Source organism: Pseudomonas sp. NPDC087612 (assembly GCF_044743505.1).
In the GTDB taxonomy this organism is placed as follows: domain Bacteria; phylum Pseudomonadota; class Gammaproteobacteria; order Pseudomonadales; family Pseudomonadaceae; genus Aquipseudomonas.
On sequence record NZ_JBIUWO010000006.1, the window covers coordinates 236,933 to 262,473 of the forward strand.

The following is a 25,541-nucleotide window of genomic DNA, read 5'->3' on the forward strand; positions in this document are numbered from 1 at the left end:
AAGGCTTACAACCCGAGAGGCTCGCGCCACAGCACGTAGCGGTCCTTGCCACTGCGCTTGGCCTCGTACAACGCCTGGTCGGCCTTGACCAGGGCGTTGCTCAGGGTGTCTTCGGCGAGGATTTGCGCCAGGCCGATACTGATGGTCACCGGATGCTCGGCGACTTCGTCACGGACCCGCCGACACAGGGCGTCGATGCGCCGTTCGGCGTCGGCCTGGTTGAGCCCCCAGACGTAGATCACGAACTCTTCACCGCCCAGCCGTGCGTACTCGAATTCGCTCATCGAGGCCTTGATGCTGGCGGCGATGCGCTTGAGCACCACGTCGCCGATGTCGTGGCCGAACTGGTCGTTGACCTTCTTGAAGTTGTCGATGTCGATCATCGCCAGGTAGCGCGTGGCGGCTGCGTCCTGCTGCAGGTGTTTTTCGGCCTTGGCCATGAACGAACGGCGGTTGGGGATCTCGGTCAGGGCATCGACGTAGGCTTGCTCGAGCAGCAACTTGGCCATGTAGAAGTTGTACAGCTTGGCCCGGCGCATCTTCAGGTAGCTGTACAGGGTCAGGCCGTTGAGAAACACCGCATAGCAGACGAACATGCTGCCACGCAGCTCGAACAGGTGCATGTCCGGGACCTGGAACGGGTTGAGGTTGACCCAGGTCACCAGCATCGTCGCCAGGAACGACCAGCGCCGCACCGGCAGCACCGACACGCTGTACAGCACACTCGAGGCGCCGAGCACCATCCAGGCCGGGCGCAGCGCTTGCGGCAGGCCGTCGATCACCAGGCGCACCGCCAGGGTGATCACGGCGATGAACACCAGGTTGAGCACATCGAAATGCGCCGCCTTGCGGACGAAGCCGAGGATGATGGTGAGCATGCCCATCACCGCGATGAACAGCGCCGACAGCCAGGTCAGGCCCTGATTGCCCTGGTAGCTGACGATCAGGTCGAACAGAATCCAGATCCCCAGGCTCAGCACGAACACCAGCAAGCTGAACGACTTCAGGCTTTCGAAGTCGTGCTGGCGGAATTCTTCGCGCAGTTGCGGCGGTGCGACGTTCCTGCGCACTTGCTGTTCGATGGTCTTGTACATGGCAGCCCTGAATGCTCAAAGAAGACGGTTTCAGTGCCCGGCCAAGGGCAGTACCCCCTGAGTCCAGGGCCGGTAGCGCAACGAGAACACTGCCCGCGGATGACAGTCGCTGCGCAGCTGCGGTGGCGCTGCCACGGCAGTGAAGGGCTGGCCGGCGGCGCTGGTCTGGCGAAAGGCTTCGTTGACGATGCCGATGCTGCAGGGCAGGGCATCCTCGTAGTGCTGGCGCACCAGCGGCGCCAGGCGCCCGGTGCCGGCGCCGTCCTGCCACCAGACCTGCAGCTTGAGGCTGGCCAGCTGCTCGAGCCAGCGAGCATTGACTTGCGGGCTCAGGCGCGCGGCGCTGAAAGCGCTGATGTGCAGCGGCGCATCCAGGCGGCGATTGAAGGCCTGTAGCTGGGTGTACAGCGCCTGGCGGCGGTCGGCACTGTGAAAGTGCAGGTCGTCCAGCTCCATCGGCAGGTACCAGCCGGCCACCGGCAACTGCCAGTCCTGGCGGATCTTGCGCTGCTGGGCCAGGGAATTGCCCAGTTGCGCGCGCCAATAGGCGGCCAGGCCGGCGCCATCGAGTTCGTCGATGCGCTGGTAATAGGCGGCGTCCATGTACAGCCCCAGCACCAGCTGCAGACCCTGTTCGTGGGCCAGGCGCAGGCTGTTGGCCAGCCAGCCCCGGGCACCGCCGAAGTCGCTGTCGCCATAGGCGCTCCACTGCACGATCAGGGTTTTGCCGCCCTGGGCCGCAGTGGCTTGCCACAGCGCGCGCCACTGCGCCTCGCTCAACTGCGCGTCGCGGTTCAGCGGTTGGTAGAACAGGCGCTCGTCGGCAGTTGCCTGCAGGCTCAGGACGAACAGCATCACAGCGATCAAGCGGCGCATCAAAAGGTCAACTCCGCACCCAGCAACACGCCGTTGGCGTGTTCATAAAGATTGCCGCCCAGCGACTGCTGGTATTCGGCGCGTACTTTCAGCGAACCGCGATAGGCGTTGTAGCGGTCGTCGTCGAACCACCATTGCCAGCGCAGGCCCAGGCCGGTGCGCAGGTCCTGGCGCCAGTCGTTGCTCGGGTCCTGGCTTGAGAACTCGAGAAAACCATACGGCATCAGGGTTTGTGGCGAGGCACTGGGCAGCTTCCAGGTGTGCCCGCGCTGGTAGCGCGACAGCCATTGATGGTCGCCGGCGCGGGTCCACCAGGCGGCATCGAGGTAGAGGAAACGCTCGTCCCACTCGTCCTCGTCGACCCGCCAGTCGTTGCGCCATTTGCCCTGGTCGAGGTACGAGGCGGTGGCGCGCAGCAGCAGGTCGTTGCTCGACTCGGCATGGCCGCGCAGGTCGCCATAGTTGTCGCCGACCTTGCTCGGGCTGAGCAACTGGCCAAGGCTCAGGCCGCCGTAACGGGCATCGTCGATCTGGCGCTGGTGGTACAGCTCGGTGTACAGGTTCAGGTTGCTGGTGCCCAACGGCTTGTAGCGCAGGCCGACGCCGGTGCCCATGCTCTGCGCATAGTCGTTGCGCCCGCTGCCGCCGAACAGCACCCGGCCATAGACCGAGAAAGTGCTGCCGTTGCGGCTCGGCTCTTCGCCCAGGGCGTGGTCCCACATCGCCAGTTGCACGTTTTGCGAAGTGGCGCGGCGGTCCTGGCGGTCATCGCGAAAGTTGTCGTTGGTCGAGACGCCGGCCGGCGACCAGGTGCTGGCCAGGGTGAAGCTGTCGCGCCGCGACAGCGCCTCGTGGGCGCGGCGCTGGCGGTACTTGCGGGCGTCCAGGCTGCCGAACTGGTCGTCGCCATCGACCAGGTCGTGTTCGACATCCAGCACCCGGCGCAGCTCTTTACGGGCCGCCGCGCTGTTCTCGACTTCGTCGTAGCGCCAGGCCAGGGTTTCGCCGATCCGGTAATCCTCGGGGAAGGCCTTGGCGGCGCGCTCAAGGTAGGGGATCGAGCGGGCGCGGGTTACTTGTTGTTCCGAGCCCGCCAGGCGCATGCCGTAGTCGGCGCTGTAGCGCGGCTGCTCTGGCGCCAGGCGCACGGCCTCGGCAAGCCAGGCGGTGCTCTGCGCCAGGTCGCCGTTCTGCGCGGCGGTCACCGCAGCGCCATAGTAATGGTCGGGGCGCGGTTGCTGCGCGAGGGCCTGGCGCTGGTAGTCCATGGCGTCGTGGACCTGGTAGTCGCGCTGGGCGATGGCCGCGCCCAGCGCCCAGTCATCGGCCGTTACCGGCGTTGCCTGTTTCCAATAGGTGTATGCCAGGTGAGGATTGTCGGCGTTCAGCGCACTGCGCGCGGCGGTAAGCCGGGCGTTGGCGGTCCACTCGCTGTCGGCCAGGGCTTTCCACAGCGGTTGCGCGGCGTAGGAATCGCCGGCGGCTTCCAGGGCGTAGGCCAGCGGCAGGCGGCTGCCGGTATCGCCCAGGTCTGCGGCGGCCTGGTAATAGACCACCGCTTCGCCAGGGCGCTCGGGCATGGCGCAGCGGCCCAGGGCACGCAACTGGCCGACTTCGCTGGGTGTGGCGGGGATCGCCTGGCGGACCGTGTCGCACTGCCCGCGCTCGGCCAGGCGGGCGAGCAGCAGGGCGCGGTTGGCGGCATCGACCCGCGGGATCAAGGCGGCCATTCGCCGGCTGTCGAGCGGCGCATCGTCGGCACTGTAAAGCCCGGCCAGGCGCTGCAGCAAGGGTTGTGGCAAGCGGCCCTGGCGGCGGTCGTAGGCCTGTTCGAGCAGTTGGCGCACATGCTCCTTGCGGCCCTCCTTGAGCTGCAGGAAGCTCGCTTGTTCGAGGGCCTGCAGGTCGCCGCTCTGGCGGTACAGGCGCTCCCACATCTGTGCGGAACGCGCCTCGCCACCCGGGCCCTGCAGGCGCTGGTTGAGTACCAGCCAGGCTTTGGGGTTGTCATCGGCGCGGCAGCCTTTGAGCTGCTCGCGGGCGGCCTGCGGATCGTGGCGCGACAGCCATTCGGTGGTTTCCAGGCATGGCCGGTTCAGCTCGTTGCTGAGCCGCCGTACCAGCGCGGCATCATCGCCCTGGCGTGCCAGTTCCCACAGCTGCCGGCGATTGGCCGGGTCGTGCAGGTCTTGCTCGGGCAGCGACTGCAGCCAGCGCTGGGCCAGCTCGGTGTGGCCCATGGCAATTGCCCGGTTGGCCATGGCCAGGCGGGTCTGGCGGGCGATCTCGGGGGTGGGCGCCTGCTTGAGCAGTTGTTGCAGTGGCGCCTCGTCCAGGCGCTGCACGTAGGCGTTGGCCAGGCGCTGCCAGTCTTGCGCCGGCAGCTCGCCGCGCTCGGCCAGCGGCGCCAGGGCGGCGATGGTCTGGCTCCAGTTGCGCAGTTGCTCGGCCCAGTTGGCCCGGGCCAGGCGCAGGATGTTGTCGTCACCATGGGCCGGCAGGTGGTTGAGCCACTCCAGGGCCTTGGCCGCGCCACCGAACTTGGCCAGGCTCAGGCTGTAGGCCTGCCACAGGCGGATACGCTGGTTGAGGCTGCTGGTGGCGATCCAGCCCTCGACCCGGCTTGCGGCGGGTGGGTCCTGCTCGATCCAGGTCAGGCGCAGCTCCAGCAGGGCGTCGGCGTCGCTGCTGCTGGCGGCTTCGGCCAGTTGCTCGGCTTCGCGGTAGCGGCGCTGATGGGCCAGGGCCTGGATCAGCAAGGCGCGGGCTTCGCTGTTGTTGGGTACCCGCTCGAGCAGGTGGCGGGTCAGGCGTTCGACTTCTTTCCAGTTGTCGGCCTTGGCCTCGCGGTAGCTGCGTTCAAGGAAGGGGTAGCTGCGAAAGCGTTCGAAGTCGCTAAGCGGCGCGGCCAGGCCGTGCACGGTGTAGAACGACAACAACAAACTGGCCAGCGTCAGCGGCGGGCGCACACTCATGCCACCTCCCGGGTCAGGTCATAAGCGGCTTGCTGTTCTTCGAGCTGCTCGGCGAGGGCGTCTTGCAGTACCGCTTCGCTGATGATGCCGCGGACAATCAGGTGCTCGCCCAGGGACATGTGCTCCGGGTTGAAATCGATCAAGGCCTGGTTGAACAACGTGGGGGGGACCATGCCGCGCACCTGCAACAGGGTGCCGAGCATGATTTGGTGGTGACTGACCCGCTCAAGCAACGCGGCATCGTCCTGATGCTTTTCGAGAACCGCGAGCATGTGCCGGGTCTCCTCCTTCTGCCAGGGGCTGGGGTAGTGGTAACGCAGGCCGAGGGTGACCCGGCCCTGGGGCGCCAGGCGATATTGCACCGGGCGCTTGAGTTGACGGCTGATGACCCCGAGGGACACCTGGCTGACCGGGCCTTCGCTGGCCAGGATCAATGTATCGCCGTCTTGCGCTACCGGCAGCACCCCGTAGTGCACTGCCAGGCGGCGGGGCAGCAGGGTAATCAATTTGCGCTCAAGTTTGAATGGATTTAATGGCGCCCAGGGTAAATCCAGTTGTTCGGCCAGGGTTTGCACCAGTTGCTCGCTGGTCAACAGCCCGCGCAGCAGCAGTTCGCGGCCCAGGCGCCGGCGCACGGGACTGGTGATCAGCGCTTGCACTTGCGCCTCGCTGACCAGCCCCTTGGCCACCAGGCGCTGACCCAGAGGCGTGCGTGCCGGCGCGCCGAGGGCCGGGAACTCGTGGGTGGTCTTGTCCCAGGCCACACGGCGCGAGTCGCCCATTTCCATGACCTGGCGCAGCGCCCGCAGGTTGGCGAAGAAGTTGACGAAGTTGCTCCACATCATCCGCGGCGCCGACAGCAGCCCCTCGAAGATGCCGTAGTAACGGGTGACGAAAAAGCCACGCTGGAACAGGCGGTTGATCAACAACAGGCCGTTGAGCCAGAGCAGGGTCATCAGCAGCGGGCTGTCGCTGAGAATTGACTGGAAGCGCCAGGCGTTGGGCGCCAGCATCGTCACCAGCCACATGGCGATCAGCACCAGGAACAGCAGGTTGACCAGAAAGCTCAGCAGGTAGGCGAACAAGCCGCGGCGGTCGCGCCAGAGAAAATAGTTGAGCGCGCCGGTGCGGCTCCAGCCCAGGTTGCTGGTGCCCTGGAAGACAATGCCGACAATCCACCGCGACTTTTGCCGGATCGCATGCTGCCAGTCGCGCGGGAAGTGCTCGCGCACGCAGATGACCTGGGCGAACTCTCGGCTCATGCCCCAGCGCCAGTCGCGCTTGAGGGCCAGTTGCGGGTCGCTCATCGAGTAGCGGGCGAAGATACACTTCATGCCCTTTTGCTTGAGGCGAAAACCGATGTCGTAGTCTTCGGTCAGGCTCTGCACGTCGAAGGCAATGCCGTCGCCGTCTTCGAGCAGGGCGCTGATCGCCTTGCGGCTGAAGCAGGTGCCGACCCCGGCGCTGGGCACCTGGCCGGTCAACGCTTCGCGCACGATCACGTCCTTGCCGTGGTTTTCGGCGAACTCGTCGACGTAGTGCCCGGCAGTAAAACCGCGCCACTCGGGGGCGAAGGGGTAGACCGGGATCTGGATCATGTCCTTGTTCGGCAGCAGGTAGTTGTACAGCCGCAGCTCCATGGGCGAGATGACGTCTTCGGCGTCGTGCAGGATGAAGCCGGCGAACTCGATGCGCGCGTCCTGCTCAAAACGCAGGATCGCATCGATGATGTTGTTCAGGCAGTCGGCCTTGCTGGTCGGCCCGGGCCGCGCGCACACCACCTTGTGCACGTTGGGGTAGTGCAGGCACACGGCGTCGACGTCGGCCTGGGTCTGCGGGTCGTTGGGGTAGGTGCCGACGAAGATCTGGTAGTTTTCGTAGTCGATGGTCGAGGCCGCCAGGCGCGCCATCTCGCCGACCACACCGACCTCGTTCCAGGCCGGGACCATGATTGCCAGGGGTTTTTCCGGCACTTCGAAAAGGCGTTTTTCGTCGGCCTTCTCGTACTTGTCGTAGATGCGAAAGCGGCGAATCAGCTTGCGGCCCCAATAGACGATGTCGATGAACAGGTCATCCAGGCCGAGCAGGAACATCAAACTGGCAAGGACGATGGCCAGCAGCTTGAGGCCGAACAATACATAGGTGAAGAAATCGACCCAGGCCAGGCTCATGCCTCGTCTCGCTCAGCGGCGTTTTCCTCGAGCCAGCGGCTCAGGCGTTCGGCGATGCGTTCGCTGGCATGGCCGTCGCCGTAAGGGCTGAACACCCGGCTCATGCGTTGGTAGGCCTCGCTGTCATCGAGCAGGCGGCTGGTTTCCTTGACGATGCGTTCGGTCTGGGTGCCCACCAGCATCACCGTGCCGCCTTCGAGCACTGACGGCCGCTCGGTGACCTTGCGCAGCACCAGCAGGGGCTTGCCGAGTGCCGGCGCTTCTTCCTGGACGCCGCCCGAATCGGTGAGGATCAGGTAGGCACGGTCCATCAGCCAGACGAAATGCTGATAGTCCTGGGGCGCCACCAGGAGGATGTTCGGCTGATGCGAGAGCAGCGCGTACACGGCTTTTTGCACCTGCGGGTTGAGGTGCACCGGGTAGACGAACTGCACGTGCGGGTAACGCAAGGCAAGTTCGGCCAGGGCCAGGCAGATGCGTTCGAAACCCTGGCCGAAGTTTTCCCGGCGATGGCCGGTAATCAGTACCAGGCGCTGGTCGTCGCGCAGTTGCGCCAGCGGCGACTCGGGCGCAGGTTTCCACTGGCTCTTGTTCAGGTGCTCGCGCATCCACAGCAGCGCGTCAATCACGGTGTTGCCGGTGACTTCGATGTGCTCGAGCACCACGCCTTCGCGCAGCAGGTTGTCGCGGGCCTTGGTGGTGGGCGGGAAATGCAGGTCGGCGATCACCCCGGTCAGGCGCCGGTTGGCTTCCTCGGGCCACGGCGCCTTGAGGTTGCCGGTGCGCAGCCCTGCCTCGACGTGGCCGATGGGGATCTGCCGGTTGAACGCCGCCAGCGCGGCGATGAAACTGGTGGTGGTGTCGCCGTGCACCAGGACGATGTCGGGCTGGATGCGTGCGTAGGTGTCGTCGAGCTGTTTGAGCAATTGCTGGGACAGGCCGTTGAGGGTCTGGTTCTGGGTCATCACCTTGAGGTCTTCATCGACGCTCAGGCCAAAATCGTGCAGCACTTGCTGGAGCATTTCCCGGTGCTGGCCGGTGGAGCAGATGTTCAGCTCGATATCCGGCCACTGGCGCAACACCTGGGCCAGCGGGGCCATTTTGATCGCTTCCGGGCGTGTGCCAAACACCATCATGACTGTGTACGCCATTGTCCCGCTCCTCGTCCGTCCTTTTCTGAGAAGTTGTACGTTCTGCCGCTCTTGTAAGGTTTAGATACAAGCAGTAGAAGGCGGGGTTGTCCAATGGGCGGGTCAGCGATTGCTCAAGGCCCCAGGGAGAGTGCCAGCCAGTCGAGAAACGCCCGCAGCGCAGGTTCGCGCTCGCGCCCCGGCAACCACACGGCGCTGTACTGCGCGGCCGGCAAGCGCACCTCAGGGTGCCACGGCTGCAGCACACCCTGGCGCACACTGTCGGCCACCAGCACGTTGCTGGCCAGCACCAGCCCATAGCCGGCAGCGGCTGCCTGCAGGGCATGGTGCTCATCGTCATAGTGATGAAAACGCGCCCGTTGCAGCCAGTCTTCACACCCGGCCAGGGCGCACCAACGGGCCCAGTCGATGACTACGCCACTGACCGAAGTCCACGGCACTTCAAGCATCGACAGCGGCAGATTGGCAGGCGGCGGCTGCCAACCGGGCGGGGTGTATACCGCGAAATGCTCGGCCAGCAATGGCAACCGCTGCAACGCCGGATCAGGATTGAATTCGGCACGCAAGGCCAGGTCGAAACGGTGCTCGCGCTGCAGGTCGACCACCTCGTTGCCGGTCAGCACCCGCACCTGGATGTCGGCATGGCGGCGATGGAAATCGCCCAGCCGCGGGATCAGCCATGCACTGGCGAAGGCCGCGGTGGTGGTCAGGGTCAGTTGCTGGCGATCACAGGGCGGTTGCAGGTCGTCAAGACTTTGCTGCAGGTTGGCCAGGCCCTGGTGCACCTGCAGGTACAGGCGCTCGCCGGCGTCGCTGAGCCTGACACCCTGGCGGCTGCGCTCGAACAGCAGCAGGCCCAGCTGTGATTCCAGGCGTTTGATCTGGTGCGAAACCGCCGCAGGCGTGACTGCCAGTTCGTCGCTGGCAGCCTTGAAGCCGCCCAGGCGGGCCGCCGATTCGAAGGTGCGCAGGGCAGTCAGGGGCAGTTTGCCGAACACGGTGCTCAAGCCAATTGAGGGAGGCTCAATTTAGCTCAATTGAAGCATCGCCTCAACGCCGCTAGGGTGGGGCTTCATTGACGTTCAGGGAGGCAGATATGCAAGGCAAGTCGCGCAAGGTCGTCCAGGCCATTCTCTACGAAACCATCGCCGTGCTGTGCGTGGCGCCGGCGCTGTCCTGGGCCTTCGATGCCGGCATGGCCCACTCCACGGTGCTGTCGCTGATTCTGTCGGCGCTGGCCCTGGCCTGGAACATGTTCTACAACTGGGCGTTCGAGCACTGGGAAGCCCGCCAGGCCCAGCGCCAGCGCACCCTGTGGCGGCGGTTTCTCCACGCCCTGGGCTTTGAAGGCGGGCTGGTGCTGATCCTCTTGCCGGTGGTCGCCGGCTGGCTGCAGATCAGCCTGTGGCAGGCGCTGCTGACCAACCTTGCGCTGTTCGCATTCTTCTTTGTCTATGCCTTCGTGTTCCAGTGGGCCTTCGACCGGGTGTTCGATGTGCCCGATTCTGCCCGCGAGCCGGCTTGACTTTGCCTGGGCGGCTGCGCTAGTTTCGCTGGCATGAACACATTCCTGCAGTCGCCTCAGCACAGCATTATTACCGCCATTATCGTTTTGGCGGGCTAGCTGGCACTTGCACCGAACCCGCCCTGGAGGCGGGTTCTTTCTCTCTCTCCTGGGCACTTTAAAAAAACCAGGAGTCACCGATGACCAGCCTTGCCGTTAGCCCCCGCACACCTGCCGCGCCGCTGAACCTGCTGTCTGACTACGTGCGGCGCATTCTTGCGGCGCCGGTGTACGACCTGGCGATCGAAACGCCCCTGCAAGCGGCGCCGGCGCTGTCGCGCAGCCTTGGCAACCAGGTGTTGCTCAAGCGCGAAGACCTGCAGCCGACCTTTTCCTTCAAGATCCGCGGCGCCTACACCCGTCTCAGCCGCCTGAGCCCGGCCCAGCGCCAGCGCGGGGTGATCACCGCGTCCGCCGGCAACCACGCCCAGGGCGTGGCGTTGGCCGCCCGCGAACTGGGCATGCGCGCCACTATCGTGATGCCGACCACCACCCCGGAGCTCAAGGTCGAAGGCGTGCGTTCGCGCGGCGGCCAGGTGGTGCTGCACGGCGAAAGCTTCCCCCACGCCCTGGCCCATGCGCTGAAATTGGCCGATAGCGAAGGCGCGACCTTCGTGCCGCCGTTCGACGACCCCGACGTGATCGCCGGTCAAGGCACGGTGGCCATGGAGATCCTCCGTCAGCAACCCGGCGCGCTGGATGCGATCTTCGTTCCGGTCGGTGGCGGCGGCCTGATCGCCGGCATCGCCGCCTACGTCAAGTACCTGCGCCCCGAGGTCAAGGTGATCGGCGTCGAGCCGCAGGACTCGAACTGCCTGCAAGCGGCCATGGCCGCCGGCGAGCGGGTGGTGCTGGCCCAGGTCGGCAGCTTTGCCGAAGGCGTGGCGGTGGCGCAGATCGGCGCCCATTGCTTCGAGTTGTGCCGCCACTATGTCGATGAGGTCATCACCGTCAGCAGCGACGAGCTGTGCGCGGCGATCAAGGACATCTACGACGACACCCGCTCGATCACCGAACCTTCCGGCGCTTTGGCCGTGGCCGGGATCAAGAAGTACGTGGCCCGCGAAGGCGCCCAGGGTCAGACCCTGGTGGCGATCGACTCCGGTGCCAACGTCAATTTCGACCGCCTGCGCCATGTTGCCGAGCGCGCCGAACTGGGCGAGCAGCGCGAAGCGATCATCGCCGTGACCATCCCCGAGCAGCCGGGCAGTTTCCGCGCCTTTTGCCAGGCCCTGGGCAAGCGCCAGATCACCGAGTTCAACTACCGCTACTACCCCGGCAAGGAGGCGCGACTGTTCGTTGGCGTGCAGACCCATCCGCAGACCGACCCGCGCGACCAGTTGCTGGCCAGCCTGCGCGAACAGGGCTACAGCGTGCTCGACCTGACCGACAACGAACTGGCCAAGGCCCACGTGCGCCACACCGTGGGCGGGCATGCCGGGCCTGGGGCGGACGAGCGCGTGCTGCGCTTTGAATTCCCCGAGCGTCCGGGGGCCTTGCTGGGCTTTCTCGAGCGCCTGGGCAAGCGCTGGAACATCAGCCTGTTCCACTACCGCAACCATGGCGCCGCCGAAGCACGGGTGTTTGCCGCCCTGGAAGTGCCGCAGGATGAACAGGCCAGCCTGCCCGCGGCGCTGGACGCCATGGGCTACCGCTACTGGGACGAAAGCGACAACCCGGCCTACCGGCTGTTCCTCGGCTGACTCAGATCAACACGGGGCAGGGCAGACAGGCGGATCCTCAAGGCAAAGGAACATTGCATGAGGATTTCGCCATGAGCAGCACGTTTTTCATCCCCGCCGTCAACATCATGGGCATCGATTGCCTCGAAGAGGCGATGGCTGCCATTGCCGGATACGGCCTGCGCAAGGCCCTGATCGTCACCGACGCGGGCCTGGCCAAGGCCGGGATTGCCGAGCGCATTGCCGAAATGCTGGCGATGCGCGACATCGACTCGGCGATCTTCGATGGCGCCAAGCCCAACCCGAGCATTGCCAACGTCGAGCAGGGCCTGGCGCTGTTGCAGCGCGAGCGTTGCGACTGCGTGATTTCCCTGGGCGGCGGCTCGCCCCATGACTGCGCCAAGGGCATTGCCCTGTGCGCCACCAACGGCGGGCATATCCGTGATTACGAAGGGGTGGACCAGTCGGCCAAGCCGCAGTTGCCGCTGATTGCCATCAACACCACCGCCGGCACCGCCAGTGAGATGACCCGCTTCTGCATCATCACCGACGAAGCGCGCCACGTGAAAATGGCCATTGTCGACCGCAACGTCACGCCGCTGCTGTCGGTCAACGACCCGGCGCTGATGGTCGGCATGCCCAAGGGCTTGACCGCGGCCACCGGCATGGATGCCCTGACCCACGCCATCGAGGCCTACGTTTCCACTGCCGCCACGCCGATCACCGACGCCTGCGCGATCAAGGCCATCGAGCTGATCAGCGACAACCTGCGCCAGGCCGTGGCCGACGGCAGCGACCTCAAGGCCCGGGAAAACATGGCCTACGCCCAGTTCCTCGCCGGCATGGCGTTCAACAACGCCTCGCTGGGTTACGTGCATGCCATGGCCCACCAGCTCGGCGGTTTTTATGATTTGCCCCATGGCGTGTGCAACGCGGTGCTGCTGCCCCATGTGCAGCGCTTCAACGCCAGCGTCAGCGCCGCGCGCCTGCGCGATGTGGCCAAGGCCATGGGCGTGGATGTCAGCGCCATGAGTGCCGAGCAGGGCAGCGATGCCGCCCTGGCGGCGATCGAGCAGCTGTCGCGGGCCATTGATATTGCGCCGGGGCTGGCGGTGCTGGGGGCCAAGGAGGCCGATATTCCGACCCTGGCGGCCAATGCCCTGAAGGATGCTTGCGGCCTGACCAACCCGCGGGTGGCCAGCCAGGCAGAGATCGAGGCGATCTTCAAGGCAGCTTTTTGATCTGATGTACTAGCAAGGCGTTGTCTTGCATCGCTGGCAAGCCAGCTCCCACAAGGTCCTGTGTACACCGAACCTGTGGGAGCTGGCTTGCCAGCGATGGGCTGCGCAGCAGCCCGCAGGTCTTCAGACCACCAGCGACAACAGCATGATAAAGATGATGCCGACCACCGAGAGGATGGTCTCCATCATGCTCCAGGTCTTGAAGGTCTCGGCCACGGTCATGTTGAAGTACTGTTTCACCAGCCAGAAGCCGGCATCGTTGACGTGCGACAAAATCAACGAGCCGGCGCCGGTCGCCAGTACCAGCAGTTCACGGTTGACCCCCGGCATCATGCCGATCACTGGCGCAACGATCCCGGCGCCGGTTATGGTCGCCACCGTTGCGGAACCGGTGGCAATACGAATCACCGCCGCCACCAGCCAGGCCAGCATGATCGGCGAAATCTGTGCCTGCACGGCCATCTGCCCGATCACATTACCCACCCCGGTATCGACCAGCATCTGCTTGAAGCCACCGCCGGCACCGACGATCAGGATGATCGCCGCCGTCGGCGCCAGGCTCTGGTCAAGCAGCTTCATGATCTGCTGGCGGGAGAACCCGCGCGCCGCGCCAAAGGTGTAGAACGCCAGCAGCAAGGCGGCAAGCAGGGCGCTGATCGGGTGGCCGATCAGGTCCATCCATTGGCGCACGATGTGCTCGGCCGGCAGCACCACGTCGGCGAAGGTTTTCAGCAGCATCAGGAACACCGGCAGCAGCACGGTGATCAGGGTGATGCTGAAGCTGGGCAGGTTCTGCTGGTCGGACTCGCGGGCGATCTGCTCCATCAGCTCCTTGTTGGGGTTGCCCGGGATGTATTTGGAGATGAAGTTGCCGTACAGGGGGCCGGCAATGATCGCCGTGGGCAGGGCGACGATCAGCCCGTAGAAAATGGTCTTGCCGATGTCGGCATTGAAGATGCCGATCGCCAGCAGCGGCCCCGGGTGCGGCGGCACCAGGCCGTGGACCACCGACAAGCCGGCCAGCAGCGGAATGCCGATCTTGATCAACGACACCCCGGAGCGCCGGGCGACGATGAACACCAGCGGGATCAACAGCACGAAGCCGATCTCGAAGAACAGCGGAATGCCCACCAGGAAAGCGGCGAACATCATCGCCCAGTGCACCTTCTGTTTGCCGAAGGCGCGTATCAGCGTCTGGGCGATCTGGTCGGCGCCGCCGGAGTCGGCCATCAGCTTGCCGAGCATGGTGCCCAGGGCCAGGACGATGCCGACAAAACCAAGCACGCCACCGAAGCCGTCCTGGAATGATTTCATCACCTTGGCTACCGGCATCCCCGAGGTCAGGCCGAGAAAACCGGCCGCCAGGGTCAGGGCGACAAAGGGGTGGACCTTGAAGTGGGTGATCAGCAGCACCAGGCCGATGATGGTGACCACCGCATCGAGCAGCAGGTAGGTATCAGTTGCCAAACCAAACATGGTTCAGTGCCTCGTATTGTCATTGTTGTGGGCGGAACTATTACAGCGTTTACGGGTCGAGACAGCGCTATCTTGGGTGAGCCGAAAAAACAGCCAGGGTCAGGCCGTTCGCGCCAGCAGCGGTTCACCGCAGGGCTTTAGCCACTGGTCTACCTCGATGGCCAGCTTGTCCACCGCCAGGGTGGCGTCCAGCGCCAGGGTCAGCGGCTCGCTGTTGGGCCGTTCGAGGGCGGCGAACTGGCTGTCGATCAGGCTGGCGGGCATGAAGTGGCCGGGGCGGGCGAGCACGCGGCGGCTGGCTTCAGCGGGGGTGAGATCGAGAAACACGAAGCCAAGGTCCGGCACGGCATGGCGCAGGGCATCGCGGTAGCGCTTCTTCAGCGCCGAGCAGGTGAGGATCGGACGCTCGCCGGCCTTCAGGCACGCTTGCAGTTCCTCGCCCAGGCGAATCAGCCAACCGGCACGGTCGTCGTCGTCCAGGGGAATGCCGGCACTCATTTTCTGGATATTGGCAGCGGGGTGGAAGTCGTCGCCTTCGATCAGGCGACCGCCGCTCAGGCCTGCAATGGCGGCACCGACGTAGCTCTTGCCACAGCCAGCGACGCCCATGACCACAATCGCGGAGAGGGGTGGGTTCATCGGTACCTCCTGCAGGGCAAGATAGCGCTATCTTGAAGCGAGACGGCTAACGTCTCGGGCGCTTCCCACCCAGATGTTATTGATTTTGTAAAAGCAGTCTGGATGCTCATTCCTGGCCTCATGCAGTTTTGCATTGCCTGTGGTCTGAGACAGCGCTACCTTAGTGCCCGTTCCCCATTCTTTGCAAGTCGAAAATAAAACCCCTCATGACCCGCATTGGCTCTCGTACTACCGGTCGTCCCACCCTGGCGGAAGTTGCCAGGCTTTCCGGGGTTTCCCCGATCACCGCTTCGCGGGCACTGCGCGGGGTCAGCACGGTTGCCCCCGCGCTTGTGGAAAAGGTCCAGGTCGCCGCCGCCAGCCTCGGCTATGTAGCCAACCCGGCCGCGCGGGCATTGGCCTCCAAGCAGAGCCAGTCGATCGTGGTGTTGATCCCGTCGCTGTCCAACCACCTGTTCATCGACACCCTCGAAGCCATTCACGAGGTCATGCGCCCTCGCGGTCTTGAAGTGCTGATCGGCAACTATCACTACGATATCGCCGAAGAAGAGAACCTGATCCGCAACTACCTGGCTTATCAGCCGCGCGGCATCCTGCTCACCGGTTTTGACCGCAGCGACGCCGCCAAGCAGATGCTCGCCGCCAGCGGCGTGCCGTGCGTACACATGATGGAGCTGGGCGGCGAAGGCCAGGCCATGTCGGTAGGGTTTTCCCAACAGGAAGCGGGAAGGGCGGCGGCGCGCCATCTGCTCGAGCGCGGTTGCAAGCGCCCGGGCTTTATTGCCGCGCAACTTGACCCACGGGTGATGCAGCGCGCCGAAGGCTTTCGCCTGGCCCTGGCCGAAGCCGGCCTGGATGCCCACGGCCGCGAGCTGCTGGCACCACAACCTTCATCGATCGGCCTGGGCGGCGAGCTGTTTGCCCAGCTGCTGCAGCGCCATGCCGATGTCGATGGCATTTTCTTCTGCAACGACGACCTGGCCCAGGGGGCGATTCTTGAAGCCTTGCGCCAGGGCATCAAGGTGCCGCAGCAGGTGGCCATGGTCGGTTTCAACGACCTGCCGGCTTCGGCGCACATGGTTCCGCGCCTGACCTCGATCCGCACCCCGCGCGCCGCCATTGGCCGTTGCGCCGCGCAGGCGCTGTTGGGCCTGCTTGATGGCAAGCGCAGTCAGTTGCAGTGCCAGGATCTGGGCTTCGAACTGATGGTTCGCGAAAGCAGCTGAAACCGCCAGTCGGCGGGCGCTGCAAGGTGATGTCAGAGTGCTTGCACGGTGCCAATCGCCATCTATGCTCAGCAAATCCCGAGCATGGAGTGTTACAAAATGTTTGATTTGCATCGTAAGTCCGATCTGGCTGAAATCGAGCGTTGCACCCAGGCCCTGGGCCAGATGACTGCCAAGTTGGCGGCAATCAGCCGCTCGATGGCGATGATCGAGTTCAGCCCCGACGGGGTCATCCTCGACGCCAACGAAAACTTCTGCAAGACCATGGGCTACGGCGTCGAAGAGATCCGCGGCAAGCATCACCGCCTGTTCTGCGACGAAGCCTTCGGCAAAAGCGAGGAATACCGCCAGCTGTGGCGTGACCTGAACCGTGGCGAGCCGCGCAGCGGCACCTTCGCCCGGATCGACAAGCGCGGCCGCGAAGTCTGGCTCGAAGCCAGCTACATGCCGGTGCTTGGCGCCCAGCAGCAGGTCACCAGCGTCATCAAGGTCGCTTCCGATATCACTCAGCGGGTGCAGCACGAGCACGAGACCGAGAGCCTGATCAACGCCATCAGCCGCTCGATGGCAATGATCGAGTTCACCCCGGATGGCAAGGTCATCGACGCCAACCAGAACTTCCTCAATACCATGCACTACCGCCTCGACGAGGTGGTGGGCAAGCACCACAGCCTGTTCTGCCACAAAAGCGAAAGCGAGTCGGCGGCCTACAAAGCCTTCTGGGCCTCGCTCAACCGTGGCGAGTACCATTCCCACCGATTCGAGCGGGTCAACAAGCTCGGGCAGATGGTTTACCTCGAAGCCTCCTACAACCCGATCTTCGACACCCGCGGGCGCCTGTACAAGGTGGTCAAGTTCGCCAGCGACATCACCCGCCAGGTCAGCACCCAGCAGACCGCCGCCGAGTCTGCCCATGCCACTTCGGTGCAGAACGACGCCTGCGCGCGCAAAGGCTCGCAGGTGGTGCAACAAACCGTGCAGGTGATCGAGGAAATCTCCCAGGACCTCAACGCCGCCGCGCGCAGTATCGATGCGGTGAGCAAACAGTCGGAACTGATCGGGCAGATCGTCCAGACCATCCGCAGCATCGCCGACCAGACCAACCTGCTGGCCCTCAACGCGGCCATCGAAGCGGCACGCGCCGGCGAGCACGGACGCGGTTTTGCGGTGGTCGCCGATGAGGTTCGCAACCTGGCGGCGCGCACCAGCAAGGCGACCCTGGAGATCGTCGAAGTGGTGCGCCAGAACCACGACCTGTCGTTGACTGCCGTGGCCAGTATGCAGTCGAGCCTGAGCCGCACGGGCCTTGGCGTGGAGCTGGCCAACGAAGCCGGTGAGGTGATTCTGGAAATCCAGCAGGGCTCGCAGCATGTGGTCGATGCGATCAGCCAGATCAACTCGACCTTGCAGTTGCACTGACGCGCTGATTGAGCTCGGTGTCGAGGGTCTGCAGGCTCTGCTCCAGGGCCCTGGCCAGGGCCTGCAGGTGCTCGATACCGGCGTCGCCGACACAGGCTTGCTCAAGCGCTTCGCAGCGCTGCACCAGGCCACGGGCCTTGAGCATCTTGGCGCCGCCCTTGATCCGGTGAGCCAGGCTGCGCAAGGCATCGCGGCTGGGCGTCGGGCCGAGGGCGCGCAGGGCCTTGAGGTCGTCGCCGTTGCTCTGGGCCAGTTCCCGTAGCAGGCGTTCGACCAGTTGCGGGTCGCCCAGGGTCAGGTACCTGAGGTTGTCGACCTCGAAGCCGCTGGCATGTGCTTCAAGGTTATCGCTTGCCACTACCGGCGCAGCCGGGCTGTCGATGCCGCTCAGGTGACGGCGCAGTTCATTGAGGCCGATCGGCTTGAACAGGCAATCGTTCATGCCGCTGGCCAGGCAACGCTCGCGTTCTTCGGCCTGGGCGTTGGCGGTCAGGCCGAGGATCAGGCAGGGCTGGCGTTGCTGTTGCTGCTCCTCATTGCGCAGACGCCGTGCCAGTTGATGGCCGTCCATGCCGGGCATATGGCAATCAGTGATGACCACCTCGAACTGCCCCTGCAGCCACAACCCCAGCGCCGCCTGGCCATCGCCGGCCTGGCTGACCTGATGGCCGAGCACGCTCAACTGGCGCTCAAGCAGCATCAGGTTGGCCGGGTAGTCGTCCACCACCAGGATGTTCAAGGCCTGCGTGGCTGGCGCTTGCTCGATCGGCGCCACCGGGGCATGCATTACCGTCGCCAGCGCCAGTTGCAATTCGATATCGACGCGGGTGCCGCGGCCCGGGCTGCTGCTCAGGCTCAGGCGGCCGCCCATCAGCTCGCACAGGGTGCGGCTGATCACCAGGCCCAGGCCGGTGCCCTGGCGTGCGGGTTGCTCGCCCACCTGGGCGAAGTTGTGGAACAAGCGCGCCTGGTCTGCAGCGCTGATGCCGATGCCGCTGTCTTGCACGCTCAGCAGCACCCGGCGCAGTTGGCCGGGTTGCGCCGGGCCGTAGCGCAGGGTGACTTGCACCTGGCCCTGCTCGGTGAACTTCAGGGCATTGCCCAGCAGGTTCGACAGCACTTGCTTGAGCCGCAGCGGGTCGACCATGAGGCCTTCGTCGAGGGTCTGCAGGTCGGTGACCAAGGCCAGGCCCTTGAGCCGCGCATTGCCCTCGAACACGCGCACGGTGGCGGCGACCAGGGCAGTCAGGTCGGTCGCTTCGGCGTTCAGTTGCATGTGCCCGGACTCGATGCGGGCGATGTCGAGAATGTCGCCGATCAGCGCCAGCAGGCCGTTGGCCGAGTCGAAGGCGACCTGCAGCGACGCACGGTCGGCGCGGCCCTGTTCGGCGTCCTTGACCGCAAGCTCGAGCAGGCCGATCACCGCGTTCATCGGCGTGCGGATTTCATGGCTCATGGTCGCCAGAAAGGTGCTTTTGGCGCGGTTGGCATCGTCGGCCTGGTCCTTGGCCAGGCGCAGCTCTTCGAGCAGGCGTTTGCTGAAGCCCAGCTCATGCTGCAATGCCTGCTGGGCTTCGCTGCGCTGGCGGATAAGGCTGCGCAGGTAGCGGTTCCAGAACACCACGCAGGCGATCAGCAGGCTGGCGACGATGAGGATCTGTACGATCAGCGAGCGGTAGTTGTACCAGGGGCTGTCGCTGATCAAGGCGTTGGTGCGCCAGCGGTTGGTCAGCTTCGCCAGTTCGTCGGGCGGGATGCTGAGCAGGGCTTTGTCGATGATGGCGTGGAGTTCGGTGGCCGGCAAAGCCGTGGCAAACGAGGAGGTAATCGGTTGATCGCCGTACAGTGAGGCGATGCGCAGGCGATCCTTGAACAGCCGGCTGATGAAGTAGGCGGCGTTGATACGCGAGCTCAGCACCAGATCGACGCGCTTTTGCGCCAGCGCCTCCATCAATGCGAGCGGGTTATCGACCTCGATCAGCGTCAGCGACGGGTAGCGCTCCCGTAGTTGGGGCTTCAAGGGTGAATCGCGGATCACCGCCAGGCGTTTACCCTGCAACTGCTCCGGCGTTTGCCCGTCGTCGCTGTCAACCCGGCTGACCAGCACCCAGGGATCGACCAGGTAGGGCCGGGTGAAGTTGACCTGCCTGGCGCGGTCGGGGCTATAGACCAGGGTCCCGGCCAGGTCGGCTTTGCCCTGTTGCAACAACGTGATCGCGGCGGCGCCGGCATCGGCTTCGACGAACTCGAATTTGAGCCCCGTGCGCAGGCTGATCTGCTCCAGCACATCGGCGGTAATGCCACGGACCTGCTGCTGGTCATCGTAGAAGTTCAAGGGCGCAAAGTACTTGTTGACCAGCACTCGCACAATCGGGTGCTGTGCGATCCAGCGGCGCTCCTCGGTGGTCAACACCAGCACGTCGCGATCCAGCAGCATGCTGGTACTGCCGCTGCTCCAGCGGCGCAGGATGTTCAGCCGCTCGGTTTCGCTGGTAACCGCCAGTGACTGGTTGAGCAAGCGCAGCAATCGGTCGTTGCCCAGGGCCAGGGCGAAGGCGAAGGTTTCGCGCTCGTGTTTGACGAAGTGCGAGATCTGCACGCCTTCCTGAAAGCTCTTGCCGATCAGGTAGTCACTGCTGATGGCATCGCCGAGAAAGGCATCGGCCTGGCCCAGCGAAACCGCCGACAAACCGGCCATGGTCGAGGAATACAGCTGCAGGCGGGCCTTGGGGAACAGGTGCTGGACTTCTTCGTCCGGCAGGTAGTGATCGACCATGGCCAGGCGCAGTCCGTCCAGTTCGTCATCGACGGCGCGGGTCTTGCCCTGGGGCGTGACGATCACCGGCAGGTCGTCGGCATAGGGTTGGCTGAGCACCAGTTGCGCATCGGCGGCTTCAAAGCCATTGGAACTGCCGAGCAGGTCGATGGCCCCGGCGTGCAGGGCAGTGATTGCCTGTTGACGGCTGTTGTAGCGGCGAACCTCTACCGCGATGCCCAGTAGCTCGCTGATCAGCCCGGCGTAGTCAGCAGTCAGGCCCTCGTATTCGTTCTGGCTGACGTTGATATCAAAAGGCGGGTAGTCCGGGCTCGAAGTGCCCAGGCGCAGCACGGCTTTTTCCTTCAACCAGCGCCGGTCATCTGCTGACAGGGCCACGCCTTCGCCGCCGACCACCGAACGCGCCAGCAGTGTGCGCAGCTCGCCGGGCTCATCGGCCAGGCTGCTGTCGAGCAGCAACAGCGGCAGGCAGCCCAGCACCAGGGCCAGCAGAGCAGGGCGGATGTTCATGACGGGCTCAGATCACCTGGTTACGAGTGGCCAGAGCCATTAACTCGACGAAAGATCCTACCTGAAGTTTCTCCATGATCCGGCTTTTGTAGGTGCTGATGGTTTTCGGGCTCAGCAGCATGCGTTCGCCGATGTCGTTGTTCGACAGCCCGGCCGCGAGCATGCGCAGTACTTCCATCTCGCGGTGCGACAGGCTGCCCAGGCGTTCTTCTTCAGAACCCAGCGGGCCACGGTTGGCCGACATGTCGGGGAAGGTCGAGTAGCCTTTGACCATGGCTTTCAAGGCGAATACAAGCGCCTCCAGGTCTTCGTCTTTGTGCACGAAGGCGGAGCTGCCGGCATCCAGGCAGCGACGGGCGAACAAGCTGGCCGGTTGCCCGGTGAGGACCATGATTTTCGGGGTTTTTTCCAGCAGGTGCAGGCGCTTGATCACGCTCAGGCCATCGAGCCCGGGCAGGCCGATATCAAGGATGACCACATCGGGGCGCAGTTCGCGGGCCATCTGCACGGCAGCCACGCCGTCGCCGGTTTCGCCGACCACTTCGTAGCGTTCGCGCTCGAGCAGCATGCGCACCGCAAGGCGAATCGTGGGGTGATCATCGACGATCAGTACCGTAGGCATTGGCGCAACTCCTTGACGAAGAGGGTAAGCCGTTTCCTGAATCATTCAGGAAGACGAGTCGGGCCGGAGCCGGCGAGCCGCCAACGATACGTCGAATCAGGTTGCAAGAGTATGGGAAGTATAGAAGCGTTGAAAATAGTGGTAGGAATTGTCGAAAATTCCTACGCACTTGAGTTGTGGCTTGTCGGGGTGAATGACTCGGCCTGAGACCTGCGAGGCCAGCTTCCACCCCCCACTCACTCCATCAGAATGACGTGGTAAACGAGGCGAAGTACGCCCGGCCCGCTTCGTTATAGGTCAGTGCCCCGGCTTCATCGGAGTTGCCCTCGCGGTACAGGCGCTTGTCGAACAGGTTGTTGACCCCGACGCGCATGCTCAGGTTCTTGGTGAACGCGTAGCCACCGCTGATACCGACAATGCCATAGGGATCGACGTCCTTCTGCACCTTCTTGTCCAGGGTTTCATTGGCCCGGGCGTTGTAGGTTGGCGCTTCCTGCTTGCCGTAGTAGGTGCCGTTGAGCTGGAACGACAGCTTGTCGGTGACATTCCAGTCCAGGGTCGAGTTGACCGTGTACTCGGGGATGATGCTCAGCGGCTCGCCGGTTTTCTTGTCCTTGGACTCGATCATGTAGGTGAAGTTGGTGTTCCAGTCCAGCGCCGGGGTCAGCTCGACGAACAGGTTGCCCTCAACCCCTTGCACCACGGCCTTGCCGGTGTTTTCCCAGCGCAGGATGCGCCGGCCGTTGGGCAGGCGGAACAAGGTCTGGTTGCCGGCTTCGATCTTGTTCTTGTAGTCGTTACGGAAGTAGGTGGCGCTGGTGCGCCAGGTGCCTTTGTCATAGGCCAGGCCCAGTTCCTTGTTGACGCTGGTTTCCGGGTCGAGGTTGGCGTTGCCCAGCAGGTAGCAGCCGCCGTTGTTGACTTCACCGGAGTTGCAGCCCGTCCCGCGGCTGTACAGCAGGTAGTTGGGGTTGGCCTGGTACAGGTTGGGGGTCTTGTAGGCGCGGGCGATACCGCCCTTGATGCTCAGCGCTTCGGTGATCTGGTGCGAGGCGTTCAGGCTCGGGCTCCAGTTGTCGCCATAGTCTTCGTGATGATCCAGGCGCAGGCCGGGGGTGACGATGGTGTTTTCACCGACTTCGATGTTGTCCTCGGCGTACAGGGCAAAGCTGCGCGCGGTGGATTTGGTCTGGGTGCGGTCAAAGCCCGGTAGCTCGGCACCCGGGTCATAGCTTTGCGGGCGCAGCGAACCCGGGTCGTTGAGCGACTCGTAGAGGTACTCGCCGCCCAGGGTCAGCACCTGCTCCAGGCCCATGCTCAGCGGCAGGTTGACCTCGCCGGTGGCGCGGGTGTTGCGCAGGCGCGACTCGAAGCGCCCGGCACCGCCCGATGGCGCGCCTTCGCCCCAGCCGGCCAGGCCTTCGTTGAGACGCTCGTTGCGGGTCAGGTCGTAGGACAGCGAGGCGGTCGAGGTGCCCCAGTCGTAGTCGCCACGGTGGGTCAGGGCAAAGCTTGAGCGCTGCATGACGTTGGTTTCCTTGCCCACCTGGCTCTCGACGAACTCGCCGCCGGCGTTGAGCATGGTGTCGCCGGCAAAGATGTTGCCCTGGCGGCTGTAGCTGGACTCCAGGTCGACGGTGTTGGCCGGGTCGATCTTCCAGCTCAGCAGGCCGTTGATGTCCTTGTTGCGCACACCTTCGCGGCCGGCCATCAGCGATTCTTCATAGGCCTGGTGCGCCGAGTTGATCTTCATGTCGTCGGCGTCGGTCTTGTTCAGGTTGCCGTAAACGCGAAAGATCAGGCTGTCGGTGAGCGGCCCGCTGAGGCTGAAGTTGACCCGCTTGCCGGTGCCTTCGGAGTCGTCCTCGGGGAGCATGGTGTAGAGGGTCATCGAGCCGCGCAGGTCCTGGGTCGGGCGCTTGGTGATGATGTTGACCACACCACCCATGGCACCCGAGCCGTAGCGTGCGGCGGCCGGGCCGCGGAGGATCTCGATGCGTTCGACTTCTTCGGCCGGCACCCAGTTGGTTTCGCCGCGGGTGTCGCGGTCGCCGCTCCAGCCGTAGCGCACGGCGTTGCGCGAGGTCGACGGCTTGCCATCGATGAGGATCAGGGTGTTTTCCGGGCCCATGCCGCGCAGGTCGATCTGGCGGTTGTTGCCACGCGCGCCGCTGCTGCTGTTGCCGGTGAGGTTGACCCCCGGTTCGCGGCGGATGATGTCGGAAAGATCGTTGACCGGCGGACGCTTCTTGATGTCTTCAGCGGTGATGATCGACACGCCTGGCGCTTGCTTGAGCTCCTCTTCGGCGGTGCCCAGCACCCGGGTGTTCTCCAGCTCGATCGCCTGCCGGCTGCCGTCCACTGGCAGGTCGGTGGGCTGCACCTGGACTTCATCCGGTTGCAGCTCCAGGGGCGCTGCGGCCAGTGCCGTGGAACCCAGGGTGGCCAGCAAGGCAATGCTCAAGCGGCTGAGGTTGAAGCGCGACACCATGTCAGATCTCTCCTGAAACAAAGGGTGAACGGCCTGGACGGAAGGGCCGGGCCGTTCGGGAAGTCGAGAATGATAAGAATTACCATTCGCGTATAAACCCTTAAGGAGAAAAATAAAATATTAACGAAGCAGGGCGGTAAAACCCTGCTACGGCGATTCCGACAGATTAATGGCAAAAGGCCTTTAGAACTGTAGGGATGCTGCCAGGCTTGAGGTGCGGCCGGGTGCTGGCATCATGCTTTGCGACATGGGGTCGAGGTAGTACTGGTCGGTAAAGTTGTAAACATTGAAACTGACCTTGAGTTCATCGCTGAACTGGTAGTCGGCGAAAAAATCATAGATGCGCGCTTCCAGGTAGTGCTGCTGCGGTGTGGTGGTGCCTACGTGCCAGCTTTTGTCCAGCACGTACATCGGCCCGCTGGTGTAGCGCATGCGTATGCCACTGGCCAGTTTCTGCTCGAAGGCCTTGGCCCCCAGCACCAGGTTGACGCTGTAGCGCGGCGGGTTCTGGGTGTTGGTGTAGGAACCCTGGAAACCGCCGGTGGTGCAGTCCGGCGTTTCGCTCTTGCCGCCGTCGCGCAGGGCCTGGGCAAAGGCGCGGTCGCAGGTTTCGGCCTTGATGTTGTAGACGTACGAGGCGTCGGCGAACCACCAGGCGCTGTCGTAGTGGCTTTGCAGCTCGATGCCCTGGGTGGTGAAGCTGTCGACGTTGCGGATCTTCAACTCGCCGTTGAAACCGGGGCGGCCCTTGGGGTTGTAGCGATAGTTGCGGGTGACCATGTCATCGATGGTGTTGTGAAAGTAGGCCAGCTTGAACCCGGCCTGGTCGTTGTCCAGCAGCAGGTTGCTGCCCTTGAACGATGCGCCGACCTCGAAGGTTTTCATCCGCTCCGGGCGCAAGTCGTAGTTCGGTTCTGCCGACCAGCTGCCCAGGGTGGTCTCGAACAGCGACGGCATGCGCATGCCCTGGTTGTACAGGGCGTAAGCCATGACATTGGGGGTAAAGGCATAGCTGACGCTGTAGGACGGGGCGAAGCCGTGGCCAGACAGTTCGGCATTGTCGGCGAAGCCGGCAAATTCGGCGTTCCACCATGGCTCGTCGGGGCCGGCCCCGGCCGGCGCGGCATACAGCGCCTGGCGGTTGCGGTCATAGATGCGGTAACCGCTGTAGCGCCCGCCAGCGGTGAACGTCAGCTGCGGGACCGGTTTGTATTCCAGGGCAGTGCTGAGGCTGTATTCGTGGCGATAGCCATTGCGTTCGATGCGGTTGTTTTCCAGGTCGTCCTGCCACGGCTTGCGGCTCGGGTCGATGCTTTCGTACTGGTACGAGGCGCCATAGGTCAGGGCATAGTCGCCGCTGCCGGTCAGCAGGCGGCTGGTGTTGCTGATGTCAGTGCCGACCTTGAGGTTGCTCAGGTCGGACTTGAGCGATTGGCGGTAGTGCTCGCTTTGCTCGTCCTGATAGCCCTGGCCGCGTTGCGGCGCGGTAAAGCCGACGTTGTTGTACATGATGCTGCGCCCGAAGGTTGCCCAGGCATGGCCGTTGAGGTCGATGTAGCGGGCCAGGCTGTCGTCCTCGGGGCGCCATTTGAACTCGCTGGTGAGGGTGTGCAGCTTCATGTTGCCGG

General features: G+C 64.2%; 16 protein-coding genes and 2 pseudogenes. 6 read left to right on the top strand and 12 right to left on the bottom strand.

Annotation, left to right across the window (positions count from 1 at the left end; all coding sequences use genetic code 11):
- Window positions 1-5: 5 nt before the first annotated feature.
- The 6 genes from ACIOVF_RS14555 to ACIOVF_RS14580 all read right to left on the bottom strand — a co-directional run bounded on the left by ACIOVF_RS14555 (window position 6) and on the right by ACIOVF_RS14580 (window position 9,265).
- Window positions 6-1,094 (bottom strand): diguanylate cyclase, encoded by a 1,089-nt coding sequence (locus tag ACIOVF_RS14555; protein ID WP_258597601.1) that lies wholly within the window; start codon window positions 1,092-1,094, stop codon window positions 6-8.
- 30 nt (window positions 1,095-1,124) lie between these two features.
- Window positions 1,125-1,970, bottom strand: coding sequence for a DUF4434 family protein (locus ACIOVF_RS14560; RefSeq protein WP_045198696.1), 846 nt, complete (start codon window positions 1,968-1,970; stop codon window positions 1,125-1,127).
- A complete protein-coding gene (locus ACIOVF_RS14565; RefSeq protein WP_401290308.1) occupies window positions 1,970-4,945 on the bottom strand; it encodes a phage receptor in 2,976 nt (991 codons plus the stop codon). The genes ACIOVF_RS14560 and ACIOVF_RS14565 overlap by 1 nt, the downstream gene beginning before the upstream one ends.
- A complete protein-coding gene (gene nrfB, locus ACIOVF_RS14570; RefSeq protein WP_401290311.1) occupies window positions 4,942-7,116 on the bottom strand; it encodes a cyclic di-3',5'-guanylate-activated glycosyltransferase NrfB in 2,175 nt (724 codons plus the stop codon). The genes ACIOVF_RS14565 and nrfB overlap by 4 nt, the downstream gene beginning before the upstream one ends.
- Window positions 7,113-8,267, bottom strand: a complete 1,155-nt coding sequence (gene wecB / locus ACIOVF_RS14575; RefSeq protein ID WP_093383410.1) for a non-hydrolyzing UDP-N-acetylglucosamine 2-epimerase — start codon at window positions 8,265-8,267, stop codon at window positions 7,113-7,115. The genes nrfB and wecB overlap by 4 nt, the downstream gene beginning before the upstream one ends.
- A gap of 113 nt (window positions 8,268-8,380) precedes the next feature.
- Window positions 8,381-9,265, bottom strand: coding sequence for a LysR substrate-binding domain-containing protein (locus ACIOVF_RS14580; RefSeq protein WP_401290315.1), 885 nt, complete (start codon window positions 9,263-9,265; stop codon window positions 8,381-8,383).
- Between the two features lie 98 nt (window positions 9,266-9,363).
- Between ACIOVF_RS14580 and ACIOVF_RS14585 the strand changes: the two genes are divergently transcribed.
- From ACIOVF_RS14585 to yiaY, 3 genes are all read left to right on the top strand, one after another.
- A complete protein-coding gene (locus ACIOVF_RS14585; protein ID WP_123566036.1) occupies window positions 9,364-9,792 on the top strand; it encodes a PACE efflux transporter in 429 nt (142 codons plus the stop codon).
- A 179-nt stretch (window positions 9,793-9,971) separates the two neighbouring features.
- On the top strand, window positions 9,972-11,534 hold the full coding sequence (gene ilvA, locus ACIOVF_RS14590) for a threonine ammonia-lyase, biosynthetic (protein WP_401290318.1): 1,563 nt from the start codon (window positions 9,972-9,974) through the stop codon (window positions 11,532-11,534).
- Window positions 11,535-11,605: 71 nt separating this feature from the next.
- Window positions 11,606-12,754 (top strand): L-threonine dehydrogenase, encoded by a 1,149-nt coding sequence (yiaY, locus tag ACIOVF_RS14595; protein WP_093383396.1) that lies wholly within the window; start codon window positions 11,606-11,608, stop codon window positions 12,752-12,754.
- Between the two features lie 123 nt (window positions 12,755-12,877).
- Here the strand turns inward: yiaY and ACIOVF_RS14600 are convergent, their stop codons facing one another.
- Together ACIOVF_RS14600 and ACIOVF_RS14605 are read right to left on the bottom strand one after the other, a co-directional pair.
- Window positions 12,878-14,230 (bottom strand): GntP family permease, encoded by a 1,353-nt coding sequence (locus ACIOVF_RS14600; RefSeq protein WP_045198708.1) that lies wholly within the window; start codon window positions 14,228-14,230, stop codon window positions 12,878-12,880.
- Between the two features lie 99 nt (window positions 14,231-14,329).
- Window positions 14,330-14,869 (bottom strand): gluconokinase, encoded by a 540-nt coding sequence (locus ACIOVF_RS14605; RefSeq protein ID WP_093383393.1) that lies wholly within the window; start codon window positions 14,867-14,869, stop codon window positions 14,330-14,332.
- A 206-nt stretch (window positions 14,870-15,075) separates the two neighbouring features.
- On the opposite strand from ACIOVF_RS14605, the gene ACIOVF_RS14610 reads away from it, so the two are divergent.
- The 3 genes and pseudogenes from ACIOVF_RS14610 to ACIOVF_RS14620 form a co-directional block, all read left to right on the top strand.
- Window positions 15,076-16,095, top strand: a complete 1,020-nt coding sequence (locus tag ACIOVF_RS14610; RefSeq protein ID WP_195883901.1) for a LacI family DNA-binding transcriptional regulator — start codon at window positions 15,076-15,078, stop codon at window positions 16,093-16,095.
- 198 nt (window positions 16,096-16,293) lie between these two features.
- Window positions 16,294-16,977: pseudogene (locus ACIOVF_RS14615) on the top strand (PAS domain-containing protein); the annotation flags it as partial.
- 105 nt (window positions 16,978-17,082) lie between these two features.
- A pseudogene (locus ACIOVF_RS14620) lies at window positions 17,083-17,514 on the top strand (methyl-accepting chemotaxis protein); the annotation flags it as partial.
- Here the strand turns inward: ACIOVF_RS14620 and ACIOVF_RS14625 are convergent.
- From ACIOVF_RS14625 to ACIOVF_RS14640, 4 genes are all read right to left on the bottom strand, one after another.
- Entirely contained in the window at window positions 17,489-20,800 is a 3,312-nt protein-coding gene (locus ACIOVF_RS14625; protein WP_401290324.1) for a transporter substrate-binding domain-containing protein, read from the bottom strand. The pseudogene ACIOVF_RS14620 and the gene ACIOVF_RS14625 sit on opposite strands and share 26 nt — an antisense overlap.
- A gap of 7 nt (window positions 20,801-20,807) precedes the next feature.
- A complete protein-coding gene (locus ACIOVF_RS14630; RefSeq protein WP_258610538.1) occupies window positions 20,808-21,422 on the bottom strand; it encodes a response regulator transcription factor in 615 nt (204 codons plus the stop codon).
- 244 nt (window positions 21,423-21,666) lie between these two features.
- Window positions 21,667-23,913 (bottom strand): TonB-dependent siderophore receptor, encoded by a 2,247-nt coding sequence (locus tag ACIOVF_RS14635; protein ID WP_401290328.1) that lies wholly within the window; start codon window positions 23,911-23,913, stop codon window positions 21,667-21,669.
- Between the two features lie 183 nt (window positions 23,914-24,096).
- On the bottom strand, window positions 24,097-25,533 hold the full coding sequence (locus ACIOVF_RS14640; RefSeq protein ID WP_401290331.1) for a TonB-dependent receptor domain-containing protein: 1,437 nt from the start codon (window positions 25,531-25,533) through the stop codon (window positions 24,097-24,099).
- Between the last annotated feature and the right edge of the window lie 8 nt (window positions 25,534-25,541).

What these genes read in the sequence shown, in the direction of transcription:
- ilvA (WP_401290318.1), top strand. Translation starts at nt 9,972, where the DNA reads ATGACCAGCCTTGCCGTTAGCCCCCGCACACCTGCCGCGCCGCTGAAC.
- yiaY (WP_093383396.1), top strand. Translation starts at nt 11,606, where the DNA reads ATGAGCAGCACGTTTTTCATCCCCGCCGTCAACATCATGGGCATCGAT.
- ACIOVF_RS14605 (WP_093383393.1), bottom strand. Translation starts at nt 14,869, where the DNA reads ATGAACCCACCCCTCTCCGCGATTGTGGTCATGGGCGTCGCTGGCTGT.
- ACIOVF_RS14610 (WP_195883901.1), top strand. Translation starts at nt 15,076, where the DNA reads ATGACCCGCATTGGCTCTCGTACTACCGGTCGTCCCACCCTGGCGGAA.
- ACIOVF_RS14630 (WP_258610538.1), bottom strand. Translation starts at nt 21,422, where the DNA reads ATGCCTACGGTACTGATCGTCGATGATCACCCCACGATTCGCCTTGCG.
- ACIOVF_RS14560 (WP_045198696.1), bottom strand. Translation starts at nt 1,970, where the DNA reads ATGCGCCGCTTGATCGCTGTGATGCTGTTCGTCCTGAGCCTGCAGGCA.
- ACIOVF_RS14565 (WP_401290308.1), bottom strand. Translation starts at nt 4,945, where the DNA reads ATGAGTGTGCGCCCGCCGCTGACGCTGGCCAGTTTGTTGTTGTCGTTC.
- ACIOVF_RS14600 (WP_045198708.1), bottom strand. Translation starts at nt 14,230, where the DNA reads ATGTTTGGTTTGGCAACTGATACCTACCTGCTGCTCGATGCGGTGGTC.
- wecB (WP_093383410.1), bottom strand. Translation starts at nt 8,267, where the DNA reads ATGGCGTACACAGTCATGATGGTGTTTGGCACACGCCCGGAAGCGATC.
- nrfB (WP_401290311.1), bottom strand. Translation starts at nt 7,116, where the DNA reads ATGAGCCTGGCCTGGGTCGATTTCTTCACCTATGTATTGTTCGGCCTC.
- ACIOVF_RS14555 (WP_258597601.1), bottom strand. Translation starts at nt 1,094, where the DNA reads ATGTACAAGACCATCGAACAGCAAGTGCGCAGGAACGTCGCACCGCCG.
- ACIOVF_RS14635 (WP_401290328.1), bottom strand. Translation starts at nt 23,913, where the DNA reads ATGGTGTCGCGCTTCAACCTCAGCCGCTTGAGCATTGCCTTGCTGGCC.
- ACIOVF_RS14625 (WP_401290324.1), bottom strand. Translation starts at nt 20,800, where the DNA reads ATGAACATCCGCCCTGCTCTGCTGGCCCTGGTGCTGGGCTGCCTGCCG.
- ACIOVF_RS14585 (WP_123566036.1), top strand. Translation starts at nt 9,364, where the DNA reads ATGCAAGGCAAGTCGCGCAAGGTCGTCCAGGCCATTCTCTACGAAACC.
- ACIOVF_RS14640 (WP_401290331.1), bottom strand. Translation starts at nt 25,533, where the DNA reads ATGAAGCTGCACACCCTCACCAGCGAGTTCAAATGGCGCCCCGAGGAC.